At 72.2% G+C, this 24,682-nt stretch carries 22 protein-coding genes and 1 other RNA gene; 5 read left to right on the top strand and 18 right to left on the bottom strand.

From position 1 onward, the window contains the following. Positions 1-56: 56 nt before the first annotated feature. The gene (locus EYQ95_RS20175; RefSeq protein WP_370451303.1) at positions 57-977 is read right to left on the bottom strand and encodes a peptidoglycan DD-metalloendopeptidase family protein; all 921 of its coding nucleotides are present in this window, start codon (positions 975-977) and stop codon (positions 57-59) included. Between EYQ95_RS20175 and EYQ95_RS20170 the strand changes: the two genes are divergently transcribed. Then, positions 964-1,428 (top strand): DUF721 domain-containing protein, encoded by a 465-nt coding sequence (locus EYQ95_RS20170; protein WP_243700001.1) that lies wholly within the window; start codon positions 964-966, stop codon positions 1,426-1,428. The two genes, EYQ95_RS20175 and EYQ95_RS20170, sit on opposite strands and share 14 nt — an antisense overlap. Before the next feature lie 278 nt (positions 1,429-1,706). Here the strand turns inward: EYQ95_RS20170 and lpxC are convergent, their stop codons facing one another. The 17 genes from lpxC to rsmI form a co-directional block, all read right to left on the bottom strand. Beyond that, positions 1,707-2,615 (bottom strand): UDP-3-O-acyl-N-acetylglucosamine deacetylase, encoded by a 909-nt coding sequence (lpxC, locus tag EYQ95_RS20165; protein ID WP_132329835.1) that lies wholly within the window; start codon positions 2,613-2,615, stop codon positions 1,707-1,709. A gap of 334 nt (positions 2,616-2,949) precedes the next feature. Further along, positions 2,950-4,194, bottom strand: a complete 1,245-nt coding sequence (gene ftsZ, locus EYQ95_RS20160) for a cell division protein FtsZ (protein WP_132329833.1) — start codon at positions 4,192-4,194, stop codon at positions 2,950-2,952. A 218-nt stretch (positions 4,195-4,412) separates the two neighbouring features. Beyond that, the gene (gene ftsA, locus EYQ95_RS20155; RefSeq protein ID WP_132329831.1) at positions 4,413-5,651 is read right to left on the bottom strand and encodes a cell division protein FtsA; all 1,239 of its coding nucleotides are present in this window, start codon (positions 5,649-5,651) and stop codon (positions 4,413-4,415) included. Further along, positions 5,648-6,502, bottom strand: a complete 855-nt coding sequence (locus tag EYQ95_RS20150; protein WP_132329829.1) for a cell division protein FtsQ/DivIB — start codon at positions 6,500-6,502, stop codon at positions 5,648-5,650. The genes ftsA and EYQ95_RS20150 overlap by 4 nt, the downstream gene beginning before the upstream one ends. Further along, positions 6,499-7,485, bottom strand: a complete 987-nt coding sequence (locus tag EYQ95_RS20145) for a D-alanine--D-alanine ligase (protein WP_132329827.1) — start codon at positions 7,483-7,485, stop codon at positions 6,499-6,501. Before EYQ95_RS20145 ends, EYQ95_RS20150 begins: the two co-directional genes overlap by 4 nt. Further along, entirely contained in the window at positions 7,482-8,918 is a 1,437-nt protein-coding gene (murC, locus tag EYQ95_RS20140; protein ID WP_132329825.1) for a UDP-N-acetylmuramate--L-alanine ligase, read from the bottom strand. Before murC ends, EYQ95_RS20145 begins: the two co-directional genes overlap by 4 nt. Further along, on the bottom strand, positions 8,915-10,039 hold the full coding sequence (gene murG, locus EYQ95_RS20135; RefSeq protein ID WP_243700000.1) for an undecaprenyldiphospho-muramoylpentapeptide beta-N-acetylglucosaminyltransferase: 1,125 nt from the start codon (positions 10,037-10,039) through the stop codon (positions 8,915-8,917). The genes murC and murG overlap by 4 nt, the downstream gene beginning before the upstream one ends. Then, positions 10,036-11,346 carry a putative lipid II flippase FtsW gene (gene ftsW, locus EYQ95_RS20130; RefSeq protein ID WP_132329822.1) on the bottom strand — a complete coding sequence of 437 codons (1,311 nt, stop codon included), beginning with the start codon at positions 11,344-11,346 and terminating at the stop codon, positions 10,036-10,038. The genes murG and ftsW overlap by 4 nt, the downstream gene beginning before the upstream one ends. Continuing rightward, positions 11,346-12,434 carry a phospho-N-acetylmuramoyl-pentapeptide-transferase gene (gene mraY, locus EYQ95_RS20125; RefSeq protein WP_132329820.1) on the bottom strand — a complete coding sequence of 363 codons (1,089 nt, stop codon included), beginning with the start codon at positions 12,432-12,434 and terminating at the stop codon, positions 11,346-11,348. The genes ftsW and mraY overlap by 1 nt, the downstream gene beginning before the upstream one ends. Then, a complete protein-coding gene (murF, locus tag EYQ95_RS20120; protein WP_132329818.1) occupies positions 12,424-13,812 on the bottom strand; it encodes a UDP-N-acetylmuramoyl-tripeptide--D-alanyl-D-alanine ligase in 1,389 nt (462 codons plus the stop codon). The genes mraY and murF overlap by 11 nt, the downstream gene beginning before the upstream one ends. After that, positions 13,809-15,269 carry a UDP-N-acetylmuramoyl-L-alanyl-D-glutamate--2,6-diaminopimelate ligase gene (locus tag EYQ95_RS20115; protein WP_132329876.1) on the bottom strand — a complete coding sequence of 487 codons (1,461 nt, stop codon included), beginning with the start codon at positions 15,267-15,269 and terminating at the stop codon, positions 13,809-13,811. The genes murF and EYQ95_RS20115 overlap by 4 nt, the downstream gene beginning before the upstream one ends. A 2-nt stretch (positions 15,270-15,271) precedes the next feature. Continuing rightward, on the bottom strand, positions 15,272-17,026 hold the full coding sequence (locus EYQ95_RS20110) for a penicillin-binding protein 2 (protein WP_132329874.1): 1,755 nt from the start codon (positions 17,024-17,026) through the stop codon (positions 15,272-15,274). 110 nt (positions 17,027-17,136) lie between these two features. After that, positions 17,137-17,400, bottom strand: a complete 264-nt coding sequence (ftsL, locus tag EYQ95_RS20105; RefSeq protein ID WP_132329872.1) for a cell division protein FtsL — start codon at positions 17,398-17,400, stop codon at positions 17,137-17,139. Beyond that, positions 17,400-18,401, bottom strand: coding sequence for a 16S rRNA (cytosine(1402)-N(4))-methyltransferase RsmH (rsmH, locus tag EYQ95_RS20100; protein ID WP_132329816.1), 1,002 nt, complete (start codon positions 18,399-18,401; stop codon positions 17,400-17,402). The genes ftsL and rsmH overlap by 1 nt, the downstream gene beginning before the upstream one ends. Before the next feature lie 11 nt (positions 18,402-18,412). Continuing rightward, on the bottom strand, positions 18,413-18,859 hold the full coding sequence (locus tag EYQ95_RS20095; protein ID WP_132329814.1) for a division/cell wall cluster transcriptional repressor MraZ: 447 nt from the start codon (positions 18,857-18,859) through the stop codon (positions 18,413-18,415). Between the two features lie 352 nt (positions 18,860-19,211). Continuing rightward, positions 19,212-19,562, bottom strand: an RNA gene (gene rnpB, locus EYQ95_RS20090) — RNase P RNA component class A. Between the two features lie 218 nt (positions 19,563-19,780). Beyond that, complete coding sequence (rsmI, locus tag EYQ95_RS20085; RefSeq protein WP_132329812.1) at positions 19,781-20,605, bottom strand: 16S rRNA (cytidine(1402)-2'-O)-methyltransferase; 825 nt, start codon at positions 20,603-20,605, stop codon at positions 19,781-19,783. Between the two features lie 78 nt (positions 20,606-20,683). On the opposite strand from rsmI, the gene EYQ95_RS20080 reads away from it, so the two are divergent. From EYQ95_RS20080 to EYQ95_RS20065, 4 genes are all read left to right on the top strand, one after another. Further along, positions 20,684-22,075: a penicillin-binding protein activator gene (locus EYQ95_RS20080; RefSeq protein ID WP_165924801.1), complete on the top strand. Its 1,392-nt coding sequence runs from the start codon at positions 20,684-20,686 to the stop codon at positions 22,073-22,075. After that, positions 22,038-22,454: a YraN family protein gene (locus EYQ95_RS20075; protein ID WP_132329808.1), complete on the top strand. Its 417-nt coding sequence runs from the start codon at positions 22,038-22,040 to the stop codon at positions 22,452-22,454. Before EYQ95_RS20080 ends, EYQ95_RS20075 begins: the two co-directional genes overlap by 38 nt. Before the next feature lie 49 nt (positions 22,455-22,503). After that, positions 22,504-23,883, top strand: coding sequence for an FAD-binding oxidoreductase (locus EYQ95_RS20070; RefSeq protein ID WP_132329806.1), 1,380 nt, complete (start codon positions 22,504-22,506; stop codon positions 23,881-23,883). A gap of 140 nt (positions 23,884-24,023) precedes the next feature. Then, positions 24,024-24,626, top strand: a complete 603-nt coding sequence (locus tag EYQ95_RS20065; RefSeq protein WP_132329804.1) for a uracil-DNA glycosylase family protein — start codon at positions 24,024-24,026, stop codon at positions 24,624-24,626. Positions 24,627-24,682 lie beyond the last annotated feature (56 nt).

The raw sequence follows: 24,682 nt of genomic DNA, 5'->3' as shown, positions 1-24,682 counted from the left end.
TGTACGTCGGGGCGGCCGGCGGCGTTTCAAGCCGCGGCCACCCGGACCGCGGGGGCTCAGCCGCGCTGCGAGAGGAAGCGCCGCGGGTCGATCACGCGGCCGTCCTGCCAGACTTCCAGGTGCACGTGCGGGCCGGTCGAGCGGCCGGTGGAACCGGCCTTGGCGATCTCGTCGCCCGCGCGCACCAGCTCGCCGACGCGCCGAACGAGCCGCGAGTTGTGGGCGTAGCGGGTGGTGATGCCGTTGCCATGGTCCACCTCCACCGTGCCGCCGTAGCCCGCGCGCTCGCCGGCGAAGCTGACCACGCCGTCGGCCACCGCCAGCACCGGGTCGCCCACGTCGGCCTCGAAGTCGATGCCCTTGTGGAACTGCCCGCCGCCCAGCAGCGGGTCCACGCGCATGCCGAAGCCGGAGGTGACGTAGCTGTCGCGGATCGGCGCGCGCAGCGGCAGCGCATTGGCCGCGAGGCGCTGCTCGCCCAGCAGGCGTTCGATCACCGACAACTGCTCGCCGGAGGCGGCGAACTGGCGCTCGAGCGCGGCGATGGAGTTGTCGAGCTCGGTGCGCGGCAGCGACTGCACGTCGCCCATGCCGCCACCCACGCCCGGCGGGCGCTCGAAGTCGAACTCGCCGCCCTTGAGCTCGCCCATGCGGGTCAGGCGCTCGCCCAGCGCATTGAGGCGGTTGGCCTGGGCCTGCAGCTCGCCCACGCGGGCGGCCAGCGCGTCCAGCTCGCGCTGGGCCTGGTCGCGGCTCATCGAGGCCTCGGCGGCGCGGGCCTGCAGGTGGTCGCGGGTGAGCGCCGTGCCGGCCGCGGCGCCGGCGCCGAGCAGCGCCAGGCCGCCGGCCATGAACATGGTCAGGGCCATCGCCGGGCGCCGGGCCGCGTGCTGGCCCAGGAAGGCGATGCCATCGCTCACGAGATGACGGGCATTTAGGATGTCGAAAAAGCGCATAGGTCCGATGTCAGATTCCAAGCCCAGGTTCCGGAAGGCCACCGGACCCGCCCGCACGCCGCTGGACGTGCTGATGGCCGATCCGGGCGCCGATCCGGTCCGCCGAGCCCTCTGGCTCGACGACCTGGACGGTCGATTACGCCCATGCCTGCCGGACGGGCTCGCCGCGCATGCGCGGCTCGCGAATTTCGATCGCGGCAGGCTCGTGTTTGTCGTCGATGCCCCGGCGTGGCGCGCGAAGCTGAGGCTCGCCGCGCCGGAACTCCTCCAAGTGGCCCGCTCCATCGGGCTCGCTGCGAGCGAGGTCGTGGTGAAGACCTCGCCGGGGACTTCCGCCGACCGACCGGTCAAGGCGCCTCGTCCCATGTCGGCCGCGACCCAGCAGGCGCTGCGGTCGGCCCTGGCATCGCTGAGGGAACCCGGGGAGCCCCGTACGCCTGATGCCGGCTCCGTACGGCGACGTACGCCGTGAAGCGGGAGTGATGCTAGCGGGGGGCCCGGCCCGGGGTGTTAAGGGGTCGGTAAGCGAGGCGACGCAGGCGTTAAGAAAACTGAAATCGTCACCGGGAATTCACCGGTGTGACGACGAGCGGTCGCGGGCGCCTGGCCGATGCCCGGACGAGGCGGCTGGCATTCCAGAGGCGGCGGAACGTGCAGCCGGGCCCGGTGCGGGCCGGCTCGGGCGCGGGTTTGCGCCGGTGTCGGCGCCAGCCCGCGATCCGGTTGGACGCGAGCCGGCAGTCGACAGGCTCAGGCGAAGACAGGCAGGCCGTAGACGACGGGCGTGGGCGCGCCGCTGGTGAAGGTGACTTCCTCCCACGCCGCCTGCTCGGCCAGCAGCGCGCGCACCAGCTGGTTGTTGAGCGCGTGGCCGGACTTGAAGCCCTCGTAGGCGCCGATGATGGGCCGGCCTGCGAGGTAGAGGTCGCCCACGGCATCGAGGATCTTGTGGCGCACGAACTCGTCCGGATAGCGCAGGCCGTCCTCGTTCAGCACGCGGAACTCGTCGAGCACGATGGCATTGTCCATCGAGCCGCCCAGGCCGAGGTTGCGCTCGCGCATGTACTCGAGGTCGCGCATGAAGCCGAAGGTGCGGGCGCGGCTGACCTCGCGGATGTACGCCTCGGTGGAGAACTCCAGCACCTGCCGGGACTGCGTGGCCGGGATGGCGGGATGGTCGAAGCGCACGGTGAAGTCGAGGCGGAAGCCGTCGAAGGGGGTGAAGCGGGCGAACTTGTCGCCGTCGCGCACTTCCACCGGCCGCGTGATGCGGATGAAGCGCTTGGGCGCATCCTGCTCGGCGATGCCCGCCGACTGAAGCAGGAACACGAAGGGACCGGATGAGCCGTCCATGATCGGCACTTCGGCCGCCGACAGCTCGACGTAGCAGTTATCGACACCCAGGCCCGCAAGCGCGGACAGCAGGTGCTCCACCGTCTGGACCTTCGCCGGTCCGCAGGCCAGGCCGGTGCAGAGCGTGGTTTCGGTGACCAGATCGCCCCGGGCCGGAATCTCCTGGACGGGCTGCAGGTCGACCCGGCGGAACACGATGCCGGTGTCGGCCGGCGCCGGCCGTAACGTCAGGAACACCTTCTCGCCGCTGTGCAGGCCCACGCCGGTCGCACGGATGACGTTCTTGAGGGTGCGCTGGCGCAGCATCGGGGCTCGGGCGGTGGGTTCGGAACGGGAAGTTAGCACGCAAGCGGCTGAACCTGAACGGAAAAGGCTGCCTGCCGTCGGCTGCATCAATCGCCGAATCCGCCGCAGTCCGCCTGCGCGGGGCGTGAGTGCGGCGCGCCGGGTGCAGGCACGCGCGGCCTGAGCGCGGAAGGCGCCCCCGCCGGGACATGGAACCGGCGGGATGCGCGCCGCATCCAGACGCGCCGCGACGCGGCCTGTCCGGCCGGGCCACTCGCGCGGCCGTGCCGAAGCGGCACGACCACGTCATCGGCGGCGGGCGAACCGGCGCGGCGCCGGCACGCAGCCGAACGCTTCAGTCGGCCTGTCGGCGCAGGAACGCCGGGATGTCCAGGTAGCTTTCGCTCGGGAAGTCGGCCACGGCCGGCTGGGCGGCGGGGGCGGACGGTTCGATGCGGCCGGTCGGCTGGCGCAGGCTGCCGGTGAAGCTGGGCATCGCGCCGGCCGTCGTGGCCGGGGTGTAGGCGCTACCGACCTCGTCGATGGGCAGGCCGGTGGTGCCGTCGCGACGCGAGGCCACGACCTGCATCTGCGGACGGCGCTGGCTCTCGAAGCCGCGGTCGGTGGCACGCGCAGCCACGCGGTTGAGACCGGTGGCCACCACGGTGACGCGCACCTCGTCCTGCATGTCCGGATCGAGCACGGTGCCGATGACGACGGTGGCGTCCTCGGAGGCGAACTGCTCGACCGTGCGGCCGACCTCGTCGAACTCGGCCATGGTGAAGTCCGGGCCGGCGGTGATGTTGACGAGGATGCCATTGGCGCCCGACAGGTTGACGTCGTCGAGCAGCGGGTTCTGGATCGCGGCCTCGGCGGCGGCCTGCGCGCGGTCGTCGCCGCGGGCGGCGCCGGTGCCCATCATCGCCAGGCCCATCTCGCTCATGACGGTGCGCACGTCGGCGAAGTCCACATTGATCAGGCCCGGACGGACGATCAGGTCGGCGATGCCCTGCACGGCGCCGAGCAGCACGTCGTTCGCCGCACGGAAGGCCTGGATCATCGTGGCGTTGCGGCCGAGCACGGTGATCAGCTTCTCGTTCGGGATCGTGATCAGCGAATCGCAGTGGTGGCTGAGCTCCTCGATGCCCTTGAGCGCGACCTGCATGCGGCGGCGGCCCTCGAACGGGAAGGGCTTGGTGACCACGGCCACCGTCAGGATGCCCATCTCCTTGGCCAGCTGCGCCACGACCGGCGCGGCGCCCGTGCCGGTGCCGCCGCCCATGCCGGCGGTGATGAAGACCATGTCCGCGCCCTGCAGCGCGTCCATGATCCGCTCGCGGTCCTCGAGCGCGGCCTGGCGGCCCACTTCGGGGTTCGCGCCGGCGCCCAGGCCCTTGGTGACGTTGCCGCCCAGCTGCAGCTGCAGCTTGGCGCCGCAGTTCTTGATGGCCTGCGCGTCGGTGTTGGCGGTGATGAACTCCACGCCGTCCACGCTGCTGTTCACCATGTGCGCGACCGCGTTGCCGCCGCCGCCGCCCACGCCCACCACCTTGATGACGGCGTTGGGAGCCATCTTCTCGACCAGTTCGAAATGCGCCATGTCCGTTGTCCTCGTTGGTGCGGGGATTCGGGATTCGAGATTCGGGATTCGCAAATGCGATCCACCGCTCGTTCCGATCCACGCTTTCTTTGATGTTGATTGTTGCCGATGCCTGAAACGTTGTGTGCTGCCGCTACAAACTTTTTTTTCGACTACCGCGCTTCGCCGCCGCCCATCCGCCTGTTCGAATCCCGAATCCCCGATCCCGAATCCCGCCGTCAGAACTCGCCGCGATACCAGTTCTTCAATCGGCTGAAGAAGCCGCCCGCCCGCCCCGTCGGCAGCATCGGCCGCCGCGGGTTCTCGATCTGGCTGCCCATCAGCAGAAGGCCCACACCGGTGGCGTGCACCGGGTTGCCGACCACCTCGCCCAGGCCGGTGACGTGCTGCGGGATGCCCACGCGCACCGGCATCTGCAGCATTTCCTCGGCCAGTTCGACCACGCCTTCCATCTTCGAGGCGCCGCCGGTGAGCACCATGCCGGCGCGGACGTGCTGCTCGAAGCCCGAGCGGCGCAGTTCGGCCTGCACCATCTCGAAGATCTCCTCGTAGCGGGCCTGCACCGCCTGCGCCAGCGAGGCGCGTGGCATGCGCCGCGGCGGCCGGTCGCCGACGCTGGGGACCTGGATCGATTCCTCGGCGGTCGCCATCTGCGCCAGCGCGCAGGCGTAGCGGACCTTGATCTGCTCGGCCTCGGGCGTTGGCGTGCGCAGCATGTGCGCGATGTCCTCGGTGACCTTGTCGCCGGCGATCGGCAGCGAGGCCGAGTGGGCGATCGCGCCCTGCACGAAGACCGCGATGTCGGTGGTGCCGGCGCCCAGGTCCACGCAGACCACGCCGAGTTCGCGCTCGTCCGGGGTCAGGACGGCCTGCGAGGACGCGAGCACCGACAGGATCAGGTCGTCGACCTGCAGCCCGCACTTCTGCACGCACCTGGAGATGTTGGCCGCGGCCGACTGGGCGCAGATAACCAGGTGGGCATGCACCTCCAGGCGCACGCCGGTCATGCCGACCGGGTTGCGGATGCCTTCCTGCGAGTCGTCCAGCACGTAGTCGCGCGGGATGGCGTGCAGGATCTTCTGGTCGGCGGGGATGGCCACGGCCTTGGCGGCCTCGAGCACGCGGTCGAGGTCGGCGTAGGTGACCTCGTTGTTGTCGCGGATCGGGGCGATGCCCTGCGAATTGCGGCACTGCACGTGGCTGCCGGAGATCGAGGCGTAGACCGAGCGGATCTCGCAGCCGGCCATGAGCTCGGCTTCCTCGATCGCGCGCTGGATCGACTGCACGGTCGAGTCGATGTCCACGACCACGCCGCGGCGCATGCCGCGGGACTCGTGCGAGCCCAGGCCGATAACCTCGATGGGCTGGCCGGGCATGTACTCGCCGACCAGCGCGGTCACCTTCGAGGTGCCGATGTCGAGACCGACGATGAGGGATTTGTCGCCCTTGCGATTCATGAAAGGCCGGGAGTGGGAGTGGGAGACCGCGCCTGCGAAGGGCGGGCGGAATGGGAGGACGCGGGAACCTGCGCCCGCGCGACGGGCGCCGGGGCCGTCGGTGGAACCGCGGCGCCCGGGGCCTGCGCCTGCGCGTCCGTCTTCACCCAGGTCAGCGCGAAGCCGTTGGTGTAGCGCAGGTCGGCGAGGTCGATGCGCCGCTGCGGATTGATGAGCAACTGCGGCAGCAGGCGCACGAAGCGGCCGATGCGCGCCCGCGCCTCGCTGCGGCCGACCACGACGCGCGTCGGCGCGGCGCCGCGCGCGCGGTCGCGCAGGCGCACCGACCAGCTGCCGCGCGGATCGAGCTCCACGCCCTCGACGGTCATGCCGACCGGCGAGAACAGCTCGCGCGACTGCTGGTAGAGCTCCACCACCTCGCGCACCCGCGTCTCCGGCCCGCCGAGCTTCGGCAGCCCGTCCGGAACCTTCGCGCCACGCGCGGCGAACAGGCGCCCCCGCTGCGAGAGCAGGCGGTCGGCGCCCCAGTGCGCATACGGGCGGTGCTCGCTGATGCGCACTTCCAGCACGTCCGGCCAGCGCTTGCGCACCTCGGCCTGCTCCACCCACGGCAGCGCCGCCACGGCCGCCTGCGCCGCCTGCAGGTCCACCGCGAAGAAGCCCCGCTTCGCGTAGGGCAGCAGCGTGGCCCGCACCTGCGCGGCGTCCACGTAGTCGAATTCACCCTGCGCGCGCAGCGTGCGCAGCGGCCACTGCTCCGCGCCGATCCACCCGCGCAGCACGGCGACCACGGGCAGCGCGACCAGCGCCACCGCGACCAGCCATGCGACGAGGCGGAGCATCGCGTTCACCCGCGCGCGCCTCCGTCACGGTCGAAGCTCGACTCGAGCACGCGCCAGCACAGGTCGGCGAACCCGATGCCGACCTGGCGCGCGGCCTTGGGCACCAGCGAATGGCTGGTCATGCCCGGTGCGGTATTGACCTCCAGCAGGTGGAACCGGCCGCTGGCGCGGTCGCGCATGATGTCCACGCGGCCCCATGCACTGCAGGCGGCGGCCTCGAACGCGGCGACCGCCAGGCGGCGCAGCTCGGCCTCGTCGTCGCCCTCGGCGCCGGGGCAGAGGTACTGGGTGTCGTCGGCGACGTACTTGGCGTGGTAGTCGTACCACTCGCCCGCCGGCACGATGCGGATCGACGGCAGCGCCACGTGGCCCTGCGCGCCGTTGGCGATCACCGGCACGGAGTACTCGTCGCCGCGGACGAGCTGCTCCATCAGCATCTCGCCCGGGTAGCGCGCGGCCAGTGCCACGGCCTCGTCCAGCCCGGCGTCGTCGAGCACGCGCGAGACGCCCACGCTGGAGCCTTCGCAGGAGGGCTTCACGATCACCGGCAGGCCCAGCTCGCGCGCCGCGGCATGCACGTCCATGCCCTTGTGCAGGCGGATGTAGCGCGGGGTCGGCAGGCCCAGGCTCAGCCAGACCTGCTTGGTGCGGATCTTGTCCATCGACAGCGCCGAGCCCAGCACGCCGGACCCGGTGTACGGCACGCCCAGCGCCTCCAGCAGCCCCTGCAGCACCCCGTCCTCGCCACCGCCCTTGTTGCCGTGAAGGATGTTGAAGACGCGATCGACGCGGCCTTCGCGGATGGCGTCCACCAGGGCCGGGATGCCGTCGACCGCGAACGCGTCGATGCCCTTCGACTGCAGGGCGTCCAGCACGTTGCGGCCGGAATCGAGCGACACCTCGCGCTCGGCGCTGGTGCCGCCCATGAGCACGGCGACGCGGCCGAAGGCGGCCGGGTCGGTGGTGCGCGGCGGGGCGATGTCCAAGGTCACTTCGAAACTCCTTCGAAACCCTGCGCGGCGATGTGCTGCGCGGCATGGCCGATGTCGCCCGCGCCCATCATCAGCAGCAGGTCGTCGGGGCGGAGGACGTCGGGCAGCACGCGCGCGAGGTCCGCGGCGCCCTGCACCACCACCGGCTCGGTGCGCCCGCGTGCACGGATGGCACGCGCCAGCGACTTGGCATCGGCGCCGGCGATGGGCGCCTCGCCCGCCGGGTAGACCTCGGTCAGCACGAGTACGTCGACTTCCGACAGCACGGCGGCGAAGTCGTCGAACAGGTCCCGCGTGCGGCTGTAGCGGTGCGGCTGGAAGGCGACGACCAGGCGCCTGTCCTTCCATCCGCCGCGGGCGGCCCTGAACACCGCCTCCAGTTCCTTCGGGTGGTGCCCGTAGTCGTCGACCAGCGTGACGGTGCCCTCGCCGACCGGCACCTGCGCCAGCAGGTTGAAGCGCCGGCCGATGCCGGCGAACTTCTCCAGCGCGCCGCAGATGGCGGCCTGGCCGACGCCGAGCTGCCAGCCCACCGCGGCCGCGGCGAGCGCGTTCTGCACGTTGTGGCGGCCGGGCATGGCCAGGGTGACGCCGCAGCGCACACCGTCGGGCATCACCAGGGTGAAGCGCATGCGCGCCCCGTCCTGCTCCACGTCCTCGGCGCGCACGTCGGCCTCCGGCGCGAAGCCGTAGGTGAGCACGTGGCGCGTGGCCTTCTTCGCGAGCGCGGCCACTTCGGGGTCGTCGATGCAGAGCACGGCCAGCCCGTAGAACGGCAGGCGGTGCAGGAACTCGTCGAAGGCGGCCTGGACCTTGGCGAAGTCGCCGCCGTAGTTCTCCAGGTGGTCGGCGTCGATGTTGGTGACGATGGCGATCTGCGGGTTCAGCCGCAGGAAGCTGCCGTCGGACTCGTCGGCCTCGGCCACCAGCCAGTCGCCGCCGCCGAGCCTGGCGTTCGCGCCCGCGGCGAGCAGTTGGCCGCCGATGACGAAGGTCGGGTCGATGCCGCCTTCGCCGAGCACGCTGGCGGTGAGCGAGGTCGTGGTCGTCTTGCCATGCGTGCCGGCCACGGCGATGCCGCGCTTGAAGCGCATCAGCTCGGCGAGCATCTCGGCACGCGGCACGATCGGGATGCGCTGCTCGCGCGCGGCGAGCAGCTCGGGGTTGTCGGCCTTGATCGCGCTGGAGACCACGACGCATTCGGCGTCGTCGACGTGCGCGGCATCATGCCCCCGGTACACGGTGATGCCCAGGCGCGACAGGCGGCGCGTGACCGCGTTGTCGGCGTTGTCCGAGCCGGACACCTGGTAGCCGAGCGTGCACATGACCTCGGCGATGCCGCTCATGCCCACGCCGCCGATACCGACGAAATGCACGCGCGTGCCGTCGGCGGCCGCGTCGGAAGGCAGGCGGAAACGCTGGCGCAGGCTCATGCGGCGCGCTCCGGGTTCGGGTTGGGCAAGTTGATCTCCTGCATGACGATGTCGGCGACGCGCGCGGCGGCGTCCGGCCTGGCGAGTGCGCGCGCGGCCTCGGCCATCGGGCGAAGGGCGTCGCGGCTGGACAGCGTGGCCAGCGTGTCGGCCAGGCGCGCGGCCAGCGTGTCGCTCTGCGGCAGCAGCCTGGCCGCGCCGCGCTCGACGAGGTACTGGGCGTTGCGGGTCTGGTGGTCGTCCACCGCCTGCGGGAAGGGGACGAGCACGCTGGCCACGCCCACGGCGCAGACTTCGGCGAGCGTGAGCGCGCCGGCACGGCAGACGACCAGATCCGCCCAGGCATAGGCGGCGGCCATGTCGGCGATGAACGGCTCGACCGAGGCTTCGACGCCCGCCTCGCGGTAGGCCGCGCGCGCGTCGTCCAGCATCTTCTCGCCGCACTGGTGGCGCACCACCCACTGCGCCTCCTCGCCCAGCGAGGCGATGGCGCGCGGCACGGCGCGATTGAGCGCCGCCGCGCCCTGGCTTCCGCCGAGCACGAGCAGCCGCAGGGGGCCATCGCGGCCGGCAAGGCGTACGGACGGCAACTCGACCGCGGCGATCTCGGCGCGCACCGGGTTGCCCACGACCTCCTCGCGGAGCGGGAAGCTGCCGGGAAAGCCGGTGAGCACGTGGCGGGCCAGGCGCGAGAGCACCTTGTTGGTCATGCCCGGCGCGCGGTTCTGCTCGTGCACCAGCAGCGGGATGCCCGCCAGCCGGGCGGCCAGGCCGCCGGGCCCTGCGGCGAACCCGCCGAAGCTGATCACGGCGCGCGGCTTGCGCCCGGCCAGCACGCCGCCGGCCTCCCACACCGCCGACATCAGCTTGAACGGCGCGGCCAGCAGCGTGGCCGCGCCCTTGCCGCGCACGCCGCGGATCGCGATCTCGTCGACCTCGATGCCGTGCTGCGGGACCAGGCGCGTCTCCATTCCGCCCGCGCTGCCGAGCCAGCCCACGCGCACGCCGCGTCGGCGCAGCTCGTGCGCGACCGCGAGCCCCGGGAAGATGTGCCCGCCGGTACCGCCGGCGAGGATCATCACCGAGGGCCTTGCGGCGGCGGTGGCGCGTGCGTCGCTCATGCGATGTTGCGCCCGAAGGTGGGTTCTACGCGCGGCCGCAGGCGGCTGGTGCCCGGCGAGGCGGGACGCGCGGCGGACGCCGTCGCCGGCTTCGGCACGGCCGTCGGGCGCAGGCCCACCGGCGGCGGCGCGACCGCGGGCGAGGGCTCGCCACGCAGGCGCGCGACCTGGCGGCGTGCGCGCTCGAGTTCGTAGGAGATGCGCAGCAAAAGGCCCATCGCCGCCATCGTCATCGCCACGCTGGAGCCGCCGTAGGACACCAGCGGCAGCGTGAGGCCCTTGGTCGGCAGCAGGCCGAGGTTCACGCCCATGGACACCGTGCTCTGCAGGCCGATCCACAGCGCGATGCCGAAGGCGCAGTAGCCGGCGAAATGCCGGCGCATCTCGATGCACTGCAGGCCCAGCCACAGCGCGCGGCCGACCAGGCCGACGTAGAGCGCGACCACCACGCACACGCCCACGAAGCCGAGTTCCTCGGCGATCACCGAGAAGATGAAGTCGTTGTGCGCCTCGGGCAGGTAGCCCGGCAGCTTGTGCACCGAGGCGCCCAGGCCCACGCCCAGCCATTCGCCGCGGCCGATCGCCATCAGCGCGTTCGACAGCTGGAAGCCGGCGCCGAAGGCGTCCTCGAACGGGTTGGTGAACGACATCAGGCGACGCACGCGGTAGGGCGCGGCGAAGGCCAGCGCCACCATCGCCAGCAGCACCAGCATGGCCGGGCCGAACATGCGCGGCAGGTGCGCGCCGCCCAGCACCAGCATGCAGCCGGCGATCGCCATCAGCAGCGTGGCCGAGCCGAAGTCCGGCTGCACCAGCAGCAGCCCCATGAACAGCACCGCGACGCCGAGCGGCTTGAGCATGGCGGGCCAGGTGGCGCTCACGTCCTCGGAGAAGCGCTTGAGGTAGCTCGCCATCCAGACGATGAAGAAGACCTTGACCGCCTCCACCACCTGGAAGCCGGCCACGCCCAGGTTGATCCAGCGGCGCGCACCCTTCACCGACACGCCGATGCCGGGAATCAGCACGAGCACGAGCAGCAGCAGGCTGACCGGCAGCAGCCAGTGCGCGAGGCGCTCGACGGTCTTGAGCTCCAGGCGCATCGCCCAGAGGGCGGCGATCGTGCCCACCCCGAGGAACATCAGGTGGCGCGTCAGGATGTAGGTCGGCGTCTCGGCCTGCGCCACCGAGCTCGAGCCCACCATCACGATGCCCAGGCTCACCAGCGCCACGATGAAGCCGATCAGCCACGCATCGAAGCGGCCGGTGACGGCATCGAGTCGGGTGGCCTGGCGCGAGGCGGCGTCCATCAGCGCACCTTCAGCGTGGCGAGAGCCACGAGCACGAGGATCACGCTGATGATCCAGAAGCGCACGATCACGCGCGGCTCCGGCCAGCCCTTGAGCTCGAAGTGGTGGTGGATCGGCGCCATGCGGAAGACGCGCTTGCCGGTGAGCTTGAAGCTCGCCACCTGGATCATCACCGAGAGCGTCTCGACGACGAAGATGCCCCCCATGATCACCAGCACCAGCTCCTGGCGCACGATCACCGCGATGGTGCCCAGCACGGCGCCCAGCGACAGCGCGCCGATGTCGCCCATGAAGACCATGGCCGGGTAGGTGTTGAACCACAGGAAGCCCAGGCCCGCGCCGGCGATGGCCGCGCAGATGATCACCAGTTCGCCCGCGCCGGGGATCTGCGGGATCTGCAGGTAGTTCGAGAACACCGCGTTGCCCGAGGCATAGGCGAACACGCCCAGCGCGCAGGCCACCAGCACGGTGGGCATGATCGCCAGGCCGTCGAGGCCGTCGGTGAGGTTCACCGCGTTGGAGAAGCCGACGATCCACAGGTAGGCGATGAGCACGAAGCTGACCGACACCAGCGGCAGCGCGACCTGCTTGAACAGCGGGATGTAGAACGTCGTCGCCGCCGGCGCGTCGGCGGTGAAGTACAGGAACAGGCCGACCCCGAGCCCGAACACCGACTGCAGGAAGTACTTCGTGCGCGAGCGCATGCCGTTGGGGTCGCGGCGGACGATCTTGATCCAGTCGTCCCACCAGCCGATCCAGCCGAAGGCGATCATCACCGCGAGCACGACCCAGACGTACTTGTTGCGCAGGTCGCCCCAGAGCAGCACAGAGGCCAGCACGGTGAGCAGGATCAGCGCGCCGCCCATGGTCGGCGTGCCGGCCTTGGAGAAGTGCGACTTCGGCCCTTCGCTGCGGATCGGCTGGCCGCCGGCCTTGAGCTGGCCCAGGCGGCGGATGATCGCCGGCCCCCACCACAGCGAGAGCAGCAGCGCGGTGAGCGCGCTGAGGATGCCGCGGAAGGTGAGGTAGCCGAACAGGCCGAACAGGCTCTGCAGCTCCTGCAGCCAGCGGGTGAGTTCAAGCAGCATGCGGGTCCTTCGCGGCCTCGGCGGGCAGCAGCGCGGTGACGATGCGGTCCATCGCGCTGCCGCGCGATCCCTTCACCAGCACACGGATGTTCGATGTGAGGTCGGCACGCAGCGCCTGGGCCAGCGCCTCGTGCGTGTCGAAATGGCGGGCGTCGGGCCCGAAGGCCTGCGCGGCGGCGGCGCTGAGCGGCCCGAGCGTGTACAGGCGCGCGATGCCTGCGGCCTTCGCGCGCTCGCCGGCCTGCGCGTGCAGCGAGGCGCCCTCCGGCCCGAGCTCCCGCATGTCGCCCAGCACCAGCCAGGAGGCGCCGGGCTGCGCGGCGAGCGTGTCGATGGCCGCGGCGAGCGAGGCGGGATTGGCGTTGTAGCTGTCGTCGATCAGCGTCACGCCATTGGCCAGGCGATGCGTGACCAGGCGGCCGGCGACCGGACGGGCGGCATTGAGCCCGCGCGCGATCGTCGCAAGGTCCACGCCCGCGCCCAGCGCGAGCGAGGCGGCGGCCAGCGCGTTGCGCACGTTGTGGCGACCCGGCATCGCGAGCGCGACCGGCGCCTCGCCCTGCGGGGTGACCAGCACGAAGCGCGAGCCGTCCTCGACCAGCACGATGTCGCGCGCGGTCAGGTCGGCGGTGTTCTCGAGGCCGAAGCGGATCTGCCGGCGCCCGGCCGCGCGCTCGGCGAAGAACGGCGCGAAGGCGTCGTCGGCATTGATCACCGCCACGCCGTCGGCCGGCAGCGCGTCGTAGATCGCCGCCTTGGTGTCGGCGATGCCCAGCAGCGAGCCCATGCGCTCCAGGTGCGCGGGGCCGATGTTGTTGACGACCGAAACGTCCGGCCGCGCGATCGCGGTGAGATAGGCGATGTCGCCGGGCTGGCCGGCGCCCATCTCGTAGACCGCGAACTCGGCGTCGTCGGGCGCGTCGATCACCGCCAGGGGCAGGCCGATCTCGTTGTTGCGGTTGCCCGGCGTCGAGTACGTGCGCCCGGCTTCCTCGAAGATGGCGAGCGCGAGCGTCTTGGCCGAGGTCTTGCCGTTGCTGCCGGTGATGGCCACCACCTTGGTCGGGCGCGAGGCCTGCAGCCCGCGCGCGAGGTCGGCGAGCGCGAGCTGCGTATTGCCGACCTGCACCTGCGGCATGTCGCCGTGCACGCGCGACACCAGCGCGGCGCCGATGCCCGCCTCCTGCGCCGCGGCCACGTGGTCGTGCCCGTCGAAGTTGGCGCCCCTGAGGGCGACGAACAGGCTGCGCGCGCGCTCCTCCGGCGGAACATGCGCCAGCGCGCGCGTATCGGTGAGCAGGCGGTCGACCAGGATGTCCTCGCCGACCACGCGGCCGGCCGTCATCGCGGCGATGGCGGAAAGCTGCAAGGGCCTCATGCGGCAACTCCCAGCGCGTCGCGCGCCACCTGCGTGTCGTCGAACGGCTCGAGCACGCCGCCGATGTCCTGGTAGGGCTCGTGCCCCTTGCCCGCGATCAGCACCACGTCGCCCTCGCCCGCCATCGCGATGGCGCGGCCGATGGCGGCGCGGCGGTCGCGCTCGACGATCGCCGCATCGCGACGGGTAAGGCCCGCGAGGATCTGCGCGACGATCGCGTCGCCGTCCTCGCGGCGCGGGTTGTCGTCGGTGACGATGGCGACGTCGGCCAGGCGCTCGGCGATCGAGCCCATCTGCGGGCGCTTGGCGGCATCGCGCTCGCCGCCGCAACCGAAAACGCAGACCAGCCGCCCCGCGGTGTGCGCACGCAGGGTGGCCAGCGCCTGTTCGAGCGCGTCCGGCGTGTGCGCGTAGTCGACCACGACCAGCGGCTGTCCCGCCTCGCCGCCGAGGCGGTTCATGCGGCCGTGGATGGGCGCCAGGCGCGAGAGCGTGGCGGCGATGCCGCCCACGTCGTCGCCCAGCGCGAACAGCGCGCCGCCGACGGCGAGCAGGTTGTCGACGTTGAAGCGCCCGAGCAGCGGCGAACGCACCGGATGGCGTGCGTCGCCGGCCACGAGTTCGAACGACAGGCCGCGCGCGTCCAGCAGCACGTCGTCCGCGCGCAGCGTGGCATCGGCATGGCCGCGCGAGCTCAGGCAGACGGCGCGGATGTGCGGCGGCAGCGCCGCGCAGAGCTGGCGGCCGTAGTCGTCGTCAATGTTAATCGCGGCGGCCTTCAGCCCGGGCCAGCCGAACAGGCGCGCCTTCGCCGCGCCGTAGGCGGCCATCGTGCCGTGGTAGTCCAGGTGGTCGTGGGTGAGGTTGGTGAAGACGGCGACGTCGAAGCGCACGCCGTCCACGCGGCCCTGGTCGAGCGCGTGCGAGCTCACTTCCATCGCCAGCGCCTCGGCGCCCTCGGCGCGCATGGCGCCGATGAGTGCGTGCAGCCGCAGCACCAGTGGCGTGGTGAAGCCGGTGGGCTCGATCCTGCCGTAAAGGCCCGCGCCGAGCGTGCCGATGGTGCCGGCGCGCAGCCCGCGCAGCGCCCAGGCCTGCGCGAGCAGTTGCACGGTGGACGTCTTGCCATTGGTGCCGGTGACGCCGACCACGGTCATCGCCTCGCTGGCGCGGCCGTGGAAGCGGTGCGCCATCTCGCCCAGCCGCGAGCGCAGCCCGGGCACGGCGATGGCGTCCGCGGGCGCCGGGAAGTCCGCGGGCGCCGGCGGCTCGAACAGGATCGCCGCGGCACCGCGCGCGCGCGCGGACTCGACGAAGGACAGGCCATGCGCGCCGAAGCCGGCGATCGCGACGAAGGCGGCGCCCGGCACCACTTCGCGGCTGTCCTGCACCAGCGCGGTGATCTCGAGCCCGGCGGGAACGCCGTCGACGTCGGGCAGCAGGTCGGCCAGGCGCATGCTCATGGCGTCACCTGCGTCGCCACCGGCGCCGGCAGCGCCGTGGCAACCTGCGGAACGGGCGTGTCGGTCTTCTCGGCGGCCTTGGCCTGCGCGGCGAGCCAGGTGTCGATGTCGTCGGGCGCGACGTCCATCAGCCGCAGCGAGCCCTCCATCACCGCCTTGAACACGGGCGCCGACACGATGCCGCCGAAATAGCCCTTCGCCGGGTCGGGGTCGTTCACCACCACGACCGTGGCGAAGCGCGGGTTCTGCACCGGCACCACGCCTGCGAAGTAGGAGATGTAGCGCCGCGAGTAGCCGCCCGTGCTGTTGAACTTGCGCGCGGTGCCGGTCTTGCCGGCCACGTGGTAACCCAGGATCGCGCCCTGCGTGGCCGTGCCGCCCTCTTCCGTCACGGTCTGCATCATGCGCATCACGGTGCGGGCGATTTCCGGATCGACGACCTGCCGCGTCTGCGGCTTCTCGCCCTTGACGAACGTGGGCACCGTGTAGCGCCCGTCGTTGGCCAGCGCCGCATAGGCCGCGGCGATCTGCAGCGGCGTGGCCGACAGCCCGTAGCCGTAGGAGATGGTCGCCTTCTGCAGGCCGTTCCAACGCGAGGGATCGGCCAGCACGCCCGAGGACTCGCCCGGAAAGCCGCTGCCCGGCTTGCTGCCGTAGCCGAAGCCGCGCAGGAACTCGTAGAAGTAGCGGTCGTCCATCTTCTCGGCGAGCTTGGCGGCGCCGAGGTTGGAGCTCTTGCGGATGACGCCGGTGATGTCCTGGACGCCGTAGTTGTTGTGGTCGCGGATGGTGTAGCGCCCGAGCTTCATCCAGCCCGGGTTGAGGTTCATGGTCGAATCCGGGCGGACGATGCCGGCCTTCAGCGCCGCGGCCACGGTGAGCGGCTTCATCGTCGAGCCCGGCTCGAGCACGTCGGTGACCGCGCGGTTGCGGTGCGCATCGCGCGGCGCGCTGCCGATGGCATTGGGATTGAACGTGGGCAGGTTGGCCATCGCCAGCACCTCGCCGGTGGCCACGTCCACCACCACGATCGATCCGCTCTGCGCGCCGTGCTTGACCAGCGCATTGCGCAGCTCGCGGTGGGCGAGGTACTGGATGCGGCGGTCGATGGTGAGCGTGAGGTCGCGCCCCGGCTGCGCCGGGCGGAGAAGGTCGACGTTGCCGACGATGTGGCCGCGGCCGTCGCGGATCACGCGCTTGGCACCGGGCTTGCCGCGCAGCCATTCGTCGAAGGCGAGCTCCAGCCCTTCCTGCCCCTCGTCGTCGACGTTGGTGAAGCCCAGCACGTGGGCGAGCGCTTCGCCCTGCGGGTAGAAGCGGCGGTACTCGCGCTGGCTCGAGACGCCCGGGATGCCGAGCGCGAGGATGCGCTGCGCTTCGTCCGGGTTGATGCGGCGCTTGAGGTAGAGGAACTCCTTGCCGGCCTTCTGGCTCAGCTTGCGCTGCAGCTCGTCCAGCGGAACGCCCAGTGCGGCGGCCAGCTGCGGCAGGCGGTCGGGCACCTTGAGCAGCTCCTGCGGATTGCCCCAGACCGACTCCACCGGCGTGGACACCGCCAGCGGCTCGCCGTTGCGGTCGGTGATCATGCCGCGCGAGGTCGGGATCGGGATCTCCCGCAGCGAGCGCGCCTCGCCCTGCGCGACGTAGAAGTCGTTGTCGACGATCTGCACGTAGAAGGCGCGCGCCACCAGTGCGAACGAGCACAGGCCGAGCATCCCGGCCAGGCCCAGCAGGCGGATGCGAAGGTCCATGCGCGCGCGTCCGCGCGGGCCGTTGCCGGAGCCCGCGAGCAGGCGCAGCAGGCGGCGCGGGTCGAGCGGCCGGCGATCGGGGTGGTTGCGGCGGAGGTCCCCCGGCCTGTTCATGGGCGGATCACCACGATCTCGTTGCCTTCGGGGAACTTCATGCCCAGTCGGTCGCGCGCGACCTGGTCGATGCGATTGGCCTCGGCCCAGGTGGCCTGCTCGAGCTGCAGGCGGCCGAACTCGATGTTGAGTTCGTCGCGCACCTTCTCCAGGCGCGTGGCTTCGATGAAGAGCTGGCGATGGCGATGCCGCGACTGCACCACCGCGAGCGCGGTGGCGATGTTGGCCACGATCAGGCCGACCAGCAGCGCGCGCAGGATCATGCAGCGCCTCCCGGGAAGGCCGTGGCGCGCGATTCGCGGTCCGCGCTTCGCACGAGCGGATCGGCCGCACCCGGCAGCTTCTCGGCCACCCGCAGCACGGCGCTGCGCGCGCGCGGGTTGGCGGCGAGCTCGACCTCGTCGGCCTTCACCGCACCGCTCACGTCGCGCAGCGTGGGCACGAAGGCCGCTTCCACCGGCATGCGGCGGTTGCCGGCCGGCGCCTTGGCATGCCGCGCGATAAACTGCTTGACGATGCGGTCTTCCAGCGAGTGGAAGCTGATCACGGCAAGGCGTCCGCCGGGCTTGAGCCGTGCCAGCGCAGCGTCGAGCCCGTCCTCGAGGTCGCCCAGTTCGCGGTTGATGTACATGCGGATGGCCTGGAACGAGCGCGTGGCCGGGTGGATCTTCTGCTCGCCGCGCGGCACTACCGAGGCGATGAGGTCGGCGAGCTGCGCGGTGCGCACGAGCGGCGTGTCGGCGCGGCGCGCGACGATCGCCCGGGCGATGCGGCGGCTCTGGCGTTCCTCGCCGAAGGTCCAGAGCACGTCGGCGATCTCCTTCTCGGAGGCGCGTGCCAGCCACTCGGCGGCACTCTCGCCGCGCTCGGGATCCATGCGCATGTCCAGCGGGCCGTCCTTGCCGAAGGAGAAGCCGCGCTCGGCCACGTCCAGCTGCGGCGAGGACACGCCGAGGTCGAACAGCACGCCGTCGAGGCCGGCCGCGGTGGCGTCCCACTGCGCGAGCTGCGCGAAGCTGCCGCGGAAGATGGACACGCGCGGATCGGCGCCGAACTCGCGTTCGGCGACGGCGATCGCTTCGGGATCCTTGTCCATCACGAGCAGGCGACCCTCGGGGCCCAGTTGCTCGAGTACGCCGCGGGCATGCCCGCCGCGACCGAACGTGCCGTCCAGATACGTTCCATCCCCCACCACCCGCAGGCCGTCCAGGACCTGCGCGTACAGCACCGGGAGGTGGCCTGCGAGCGCGGCGCGCTCCATGCCACCGGCCGTCACAACTCGAGACCCAGCAGGTCGTCGCCCAGATCCTCGTCAGACAGGGTCTGGCGGATCTGCGCGAGATGGGCCTGCTCGCTCCATAGTTCGAACTTCTCGCCCATGCCCAGCAGCACGGCACGCTTCTCGATGCCGACCGCGGCGCGCTGGCTCGCGGGCACGGAGATGCGGCCGTTGCCGTCGGGTTCGACGAAGGCGGCGGCGCCGACCAGCTTGAGCTGGAGGAAGCGGCTCTGCTTCTTCGCACGCGGCAGCGCGTTGACCTGGTCGCGCACGCGCTCCCAGACCGGCTGCGGGTAGAGGTAGAGCGAGCCGGCCTCGAACGGGTTGTAGGTGAACACCAGGCGGCCGCCGCACGCACGCGCGATCAGGTCCCGATAGGCAGTGGGAACTGCCATGCGGCCCTTGTCGTCGATGGTGATGGCGGTCTCGCCCTGGAACACGCGGGTCCCCTGTCCGGTCGCCCGTCTTCACGCGGGCTTGATGGCTACGGGAAAACCACGAAACACCCGGTTTTCCCACTGACAGCCACCTTAGGCCCCGCCCTGGGGGTTGTCAACAATCCGCGACGCTCATTTTCCTAAGTGAAGTCAACGACTTGCGGCGCTCTTCAGAGACTTGTTCAAGCTTTATCCACAAGCTGCTGTTTCATCTCAAATTTTGAGAATCCGGGCAGTTACGTGCGCATCGTCACTGGATGTCCACAGCCTCTACGGCCGCTGTGCTGCTGCGCAGCAGCCGCTTCCGTGGCCACCTTGGGAGGCGACCATTCGTCGGCAGGCGGGTGGGGAAAAGTGGCGGAGCCGGCCGGTAAGCCGGGTTCTGTCGTGGACAGTCATTCCTCTCGGCGAGGGGTCACCCCCTGCGCTCAAGCAACCTACCCGGAGGCACCGCGGGCCGCGGCATCGCCTCCCTATTTGGTCTTGCTCCCGGTGGGGTTTGCCGTGCCGGTCCGTTGCCGGACTCGCGGTGCGCTCTTACCGCACCGTTTCACCCTTGCCTGATCCCGTGAGGGCCATCGGCGGTCTGCTCTCTGTTGCACTTTCCGTCGGGTCGCCCCGCCCAGGCGTTACCTGGCACCGTGCCCTGTGGAGCCCGGACTTTCCTCGGCACCGTTTCCGATGACGCGACTGTCTGGCCGGCTCCGCCACGGGCCATTCTACGGCAGTCCCGGCTGGGGCCCGGCCCGCTGCAAGGCGGTCGCGGAAAACCGGGGGTGCGGCGTGCGGCCGGAGAGCCCGGAATGTGTCGCCAGGGACGGCCGGGAGGGTCGAGAGCTCTCCGGACACGCCTTCGCTACAGCCCGGAGGGGTCTCGACCCTCCCGGCCTCTGCCGCCGCCGTGGCGCCTGGATGAGAGCCGCGCTATTCGCCGCCGTAGAGGGCCTTGCGCGGCGCGCCGCTGAGCTCGGCGGCGAGCTTGGCGGCCTGCGAAGGCTTGAGGTACTCGCAGAGCCTGGCGTAGAGGCGACGGCCCTCGGCGATGCGGGCGTCGGCGTCCTCGCCGGCGCCTTCGACGATCAGCACGAATTCGCCACGACGCTGGTTGGCATCGGCACCGACGACTTCACGCACGCGTTCGACCGGCCCGTCGAGCACCGTCTCGAAGAGCTTGGTGAGCTCGCGGGCGAGCACGAGGGGGCGTTGGGGGCCGAAGGCGGCGGCGAAGTCCGCCAGCGTCTCCTCGATGCGGTGCGCCGACTCGTAGAAGATCAGCGTGCGCGTCTCGGCGGCGAGCTGCGAGAGGCGCTCGCGGCGCGCGCCCGCCTTCGCCGGGAGGAAGCCCTCGAAGACGAAGCGGTCGGACGCGATCCCGGCCACGCTCAGCGCCGCGATCGCCGCGCAGGGCCCCGGCACCGGGGACACGCGCAGGCCCGCCTCGCGCGCCGCGCGGACCAGCCGGAAGCCGGGGTCGCTCACCAGCGGCGTGCCGGCATCGCTGACCAGCGCCAGCGACTGGCCCTCGCGCAGGCGCGCCACCAGTTGCCCGGCCTGCGCGTCCTCGTTGTGCTGGTGCAGCGCGATGAGGGGCTTCTCGACGCCGAAGTGCGCGAGCAGCTGGCGCGTGTGGCGCGTGTCCTCCGCGCAGATCGCGTCGACCGTTCGCAGCGTGTCCAGCGCGCGGGGGCTGAGGTCGGCCAGGTTCCCGATCGGGGTGGCGACCACGTGGAGCGTGCCGGGGGTCTGCATCGGCGCGGCGTGATCCTCGGGCGGGAAGCGGGGGCTAGAATCCTAACCCGGTCCACGCCGTCCCCCGCGCGCATGCCCATGCCCAACTCCGATCGCCGCGTCACCCTCCGCCTTCGTGGCATCGCCGCCTGCGCGCTCGCACTGCTCCTGGTCGCCGGCTGCGCGCAGGTGTCCACGCGGCCGCAGGCGCCGGCCGAGCCCGCCGCGGCCGCGGCCGCGCGCGAAACCGTGCGCCAGGCGCGTGAGCGCGCCGCTGCCAACGCCGGCCTGCAGGGCGCCGAGCGCCGCGCGAACGAGACGGAGATCGAGCGCCTGCTCGCCCAGCTCGACGACGCGGCGCTGCAGCGCGAGGCCGCCGCGCTGCCCGCGGGCGATGCGCTGTACCGCTTCGCCGGGCGGGCCCTGATCCGCCGCGGCCTGCCGCTGCCGCGTCCTTTCGACCGCGCCGGCTGGAACTTCGACAACCGCCCCGCCGCCGACCGCGACGGCTATCGCCCGCCGGTGAAGCTGGCGGTGCTGCTGCCACTGTCGGGCAGCCTGTCGGCGGCCGCCGCGCCGGTACGCGACGGCCTGCTGGCCGGCTACTACGGCGAGGATCGCCGCCGTCCGGACATCCGCTTCTACGACACGGCCGGCACGCCCGCGGGCGCGCTCTCGGCCTACGACCGCGCCGCCGGCGACGGCGTGGACTTCGTGCTCGGCCCGCTCGGCCGCGACGAGGTCAGCGCACTGTTCGAACGCGAGCGCCTGCCCGTGCCCACGCTGGCGCTCAACCGCGGCACGCAGGCCACGCCCGAGGGCCATGCGAGCTTCTCGCTGTCGCCCGAGGACGAGGGCCTGGCCGCGGCCGACACCCTGCTCCGCCGCGGCGCGCGCAACGTGCTGGTGATCGCGGGCGGCGACGACACCCAGCGCCGCGCGGTCGCGGCCCTGCGCGAGCGTCTGGCCGCGCGTGGCGGCAGCGTGGTCGACGTGCTGCCCGAAGGCACGACGGACTTCTCGGCGGCCGCGGCCAAGCCGGTGGACGCCGTGTTCCTTGCGGTGCGCGGCAGCACCGCGCGCGCGATCGTGCCGCGGCTGGCGTCGACGGCGCTGGCCGGCAAGCCGCGCGTGGCCACCTCGCAGCTGCTCAGCGGCACCGGCAAGGCGGCGGAGGACCGGGTGCTGGACGGCATCGCCTTCCCCAGCGAGTCCTGGCTCACCCGCGGCCTGCGGGGGCTGGCCAATGCCGAGGCCACCGGGGCGCGCCTGCCCAGCGCGCGCGGCGCCGCCGGCCGCCTGTTCGCCTTCGGCTTCGATGCCTGGCTGCTGACCGCCTACCTCGACCACCTGGGCCGCAGCGCGGAGGGCTCGGTCGACGGTGCCACCGGCGTGCTGCGCCTGGACGGGTTCGGCAACGTGCAGCGCACGCCGGCCTGGTCGACCTTCTCCAATGGCGAACCGGCTCCGCTGGCCGACGCGGGCCGCTGAGCCCGCGCCGGGCTCCAGCCGCGAGCGCGGCGCCGCCGTCGAGGCGGCCGCGCGCGATTTCCTCGTCCGCCACGGCCTCTCGCCGCTCGCGTCGAACGCGACCTACCGCGTCGGCGAGCTGGACCTCGTCATGCGCGAGGGCGATGTGCTGGTCTTCGTGGAGGTACGGCATCGCAGCGCCAGCCGCTTCGGCGGCGGGGCCGAGTCGGTGACGCGCGCCAAGCGGCGCAGGCTGGTGCAGGCGGCCAACGCCTTCCTCGGCGCACATCCCCGCCTGGCCGGCCTGCCCTGCCGCTTCGACGTGGTCGAAGCCGAGGGCGATGCGCAGGCTCCGCGGCTGAACTGGCTGCGCGACGCCTTCCGCGCCGACGACTGCTGATGGCCCGCGCCGCAACCCCGCACGGATCCCGCGTCGGGACGCCCCGCGCATGAGCGCCCTGCCGCGCGCCCTCGCCGCGCAGCTCGCGGCGCTGCTCGACGAGGGTTTCCTCGAGGACCCCGCCGAGCGGCTGGCCTATGCCTACGACAACTCGCGGCGCCAGGCCCTGCCCGATGCAGTCGCGCTGCCGCGCACGCGGGCGCAGGTGCTCGAGCTGGTGCGCGCCTGCCGCCGGCACCGGGTGCCGGTCATCGCGCGCGGCCGCGGCACCAACACGACCGGCGCGACGGTGCCGGTGGCCGGCGGCGTCGTCGTGTCGTTCGAGCGCATGGCGCGCATCCTCGACATCCGCCCCGGCGACCGCTGCGCGGTGGTCGAGCCCGGCCTGCTCAACGGCGCGCTGCAGGATGCGCTGACGCCGCACGGCCTGTTCTGGCCGCCCGATCCCACCAGCGCCGGCTTCAGCACCGTCGGCGGCAACCTGGCCTGCAATGCCGGCGGCCCGCGGGCGGTGAAGTACGGAGCGAGCCGCGACAACGTGCTCGCGCTCACCGCGGTCACCGGCGCGGGCGAGCTGGTCACCTGCGGGAGCGCCACCACCAAGGGCGCGACCGGCTACGACCTGCAGCGCCTGCTCGTGGGCAGCGAGGGCACGCTTGCGCTCATCGTGGAAGCCACCCTGCGGCTGGTGCCCCGCCCCACCGCGCGCCGCGCCCTGCGCGCGGTCTATCGCGACGTGGCCAGCGCGGCGCACGCGGTCGCCCGGCTGATGGCGCAACCGGTCACGCCGTCCATGCTCGAGTTCATGGACCACCATGCCGTGCGACTCGCACGCGAGGTGGGCGGCGCGGACCTTCCCGCCGACGCGGGCGCGCTGCTGATGATCGAGGCCGACGGCGAAGCGCACGCGCTCGACGCCGCCGCCGATGCACTCGCGCGCGCCGCCGCGGGCGACGGCCTGCTGGCGCTCGACGCCGCGCCCGACGAGGCCGCGCGCGAGCGCCTCTGGGCCGCGCGCAAGGCGCTCTCGCCCGCGCTGCGCACGCTGGCGCCGGGCAAGATCAACGAGGACGTGGTGGTGCCCGTCTCGCGCATCCCGTCGCTGGTGGACGGCGTGCAGGCGATCGCACGCGAGACCGGGCTGCCCATCGTCTGCTTCGGCCATGCGGGCAACGGCAACCTGCACGTCAACATCCTCTACGAGCCCGCCGACGGCGCGCAGTGCGCGCAGGCCGAGACGGCCCTCGCCCGGGTCTTCGCCCTCACCGTGTCGCTGGGCGGCACGCTCTCGGGCGAGCACGGCATCGGCCTGGCCAAGCGCGACTTCATGCCGCAGGCGATCGACGCCGCGACGCTGGCGCTGATGCGGCAGGTCAAACAGGTGTTCGACCCCGACGGCATCCTCAATCCGGGCAAGCTGCTGCCCTGACGCGGAGCGCGGGACCCGCAGGCGGTTCATGGATGGACATCGAGTGCCCGATGCATGCCGTGACGCCCACCACGGCTCAGGCCCGCCTCATGCGCCCGGGCCCACACTGGCGCGCCGATACGTTCGCGGAGCGACGCGCCATGGCGGAGACGCTCGACAGCCTGCTCGCCGAGATCCGCGCCTGCCGCCTGTGCGAGGCGCGGTTGCCGCTCGGGCCGCGGCCGGTGCTGCGTGCCGCGGCCGGCGCGCGCCTGCTGGTGGTGGGCCAGGCGCCGGGCACGCGGGTGCATGCCAGCGGCCTTCCCTGGGACGATGCCAGCGGTCGGCGGCTGCGCGAGTGGATGGGCGTGGACGCCGCGACCTTCTACGACGCCGGCCGCATCGCCATCGTGCCGATGGGCTTCTGCTATCCCGGCCGCGCCGGCTCGGGCGACGCCCCGCCGCGCCGCGAATGCCGCGAGACCTGGCATCCGCGCCTGTTGCCCATGCTGCCGCGCGTGGGCCTGACGCTGCTGGTGGGCCAGTACGCGCAGGCCCACGGGCTGGGCCCGCGCCGCCGCGAGAGCCTCACCGCGACGGTGCGCGCCTGGCGCGACTACCTGCCCGGGGCCATTCCGCTGCCGCATCCCAGCCCGCGCAACGTGGGCTGGTTCAAGGCCAATCCCTGGTTCGAGGCCGAGGTGCTGCCGGAGCTGCGCGCGCAGGTGGCGGCCGCCCTCGCCGGCGACGATGACGGCGGGTGAGGCCAGCGCCGGCGTCCACGCGCCGCACCCTCGGCTACGAGCTGACCTGCTCGATC

The organism is Lysobacter sp. N42 (genome assembly GCF_004344885.1).
Note: the sequence above shows the minus strand (reverse complement) of the source record. Positions and strands in the feature narration are given on the sequence as shown.

Coding starts and splice junctions, on each gene's coding strand:
- rsmH (WP_132329816.1), bottom strand. CDS start 18,401: ATGGAGCGCGCCGCGCTCGCAGGCCACCTCCCGGTGCTGTACGCGCAG.
- murC (WP_132329825.1), bottom strand. CDS start 8,918: ATGAGCCTGCGCCAGCGTTTCCGCCTGCCTTCCGACGCGGCCGCCGAC.
- mraY (WP_132329820.1), bottom strand. CDS start 12,434: ATGCTGCTTGAACTCACCCGCTGGCTGCAGGAGCTGCAGAGCCTGTTC.
- ftsA (WP_132329831.1), bottom strand. CDS start 5,651: ATGAATCGCAAGGGCGACAAATCCCTCATCGTCGGTCTCGACATCGGC.
- rsmI (WP_132329812.1), bottom strand. CDS start 20,605: ATGCAGACCCCCGGCACGCTCCACGTGGTCGCCACCCCGATCGGGAAC.
- EYQ95_RS20110 (WP_132329874.1), bottom strand. CDS start 17,026: ATGGACCTTCGCATCCGCCTGCTGGGCCTGGCCGGGATGCTCGGCCTG.
- lpxC (WP_132329835.1), bottom strand. CDS start 2,615: ATGCTGCGCCAGCGCACCCTCAAGAACGTCATCCGTGCGACCGGCGTG.
- EYQ95_RS20065 (WP_132329804.1), top strand. CDS start 24,024: ATGGCGGAGACGCTCGACAGCCTGCTCGCCGAGATCCGCGCCTGCCGC.
- murG (WP_243700000.1), bottom strand. CDS start 10,039: ATGAGCGACGCACGCGCCACCGCCGCCGCAAGGCCCTCGGTGATGATC.
- ftsW (WP_132329822.1), bottom strand. CDS start 11,346: ATGGACGCCGCCTCGCGCCAGGCCACCCGACTCGATGCCGTCACCGGC.
- EYQ95_RS20115 (WP_132329876.1), bottom strand. CDS start 15,269: ATGCGCCTGGCCGACCTGCTGCCCGACGTCGACGGCGTTCCCGCCGGG.
- murF (WP_132329818.1), bottom strand. CDS start 13,812: ATGAGGCCCTTGCAGCTTTCCGCCATCGCCGCGATGACGGCCGGCCGC.
- ftsZ (WP_132329833.1), bottom strand. CDS start 4,194: ATGGCGCATTTCGAACTGGTCGAGAAGATGGCTCCCAACGCCGTCATC.
- EYQ95_RS20170 (WP_243700001.1), top strand. CDS start 964: ATGTCAGATTCCAAGCCCAGGTTCCGGAAGGCCACCGGACCCGCCCGC.
- EYQ95_RS20080 (WP_165924801.1), top strand. CDS start 20,684: ATGCCCAACTCCGATCGCCGCGTCACCCTCCGCCTTCGTGGCATCGCC.
- EYQ95_RS20075 (WP_132329808.1), top strand. CDS start 22,038: ATGGCGAACCGGCTCCGCTGGCCGACGCGGGCCGCTGAGCCCGCGCCG.
- EYQ95_RS20070 (WP_132329806.1), top strand. CDS start 22,504: ATGAGCGCCCTGCCGCGCGCCCTCGCCGCGCAGCTCGCGGCGCTGCTC.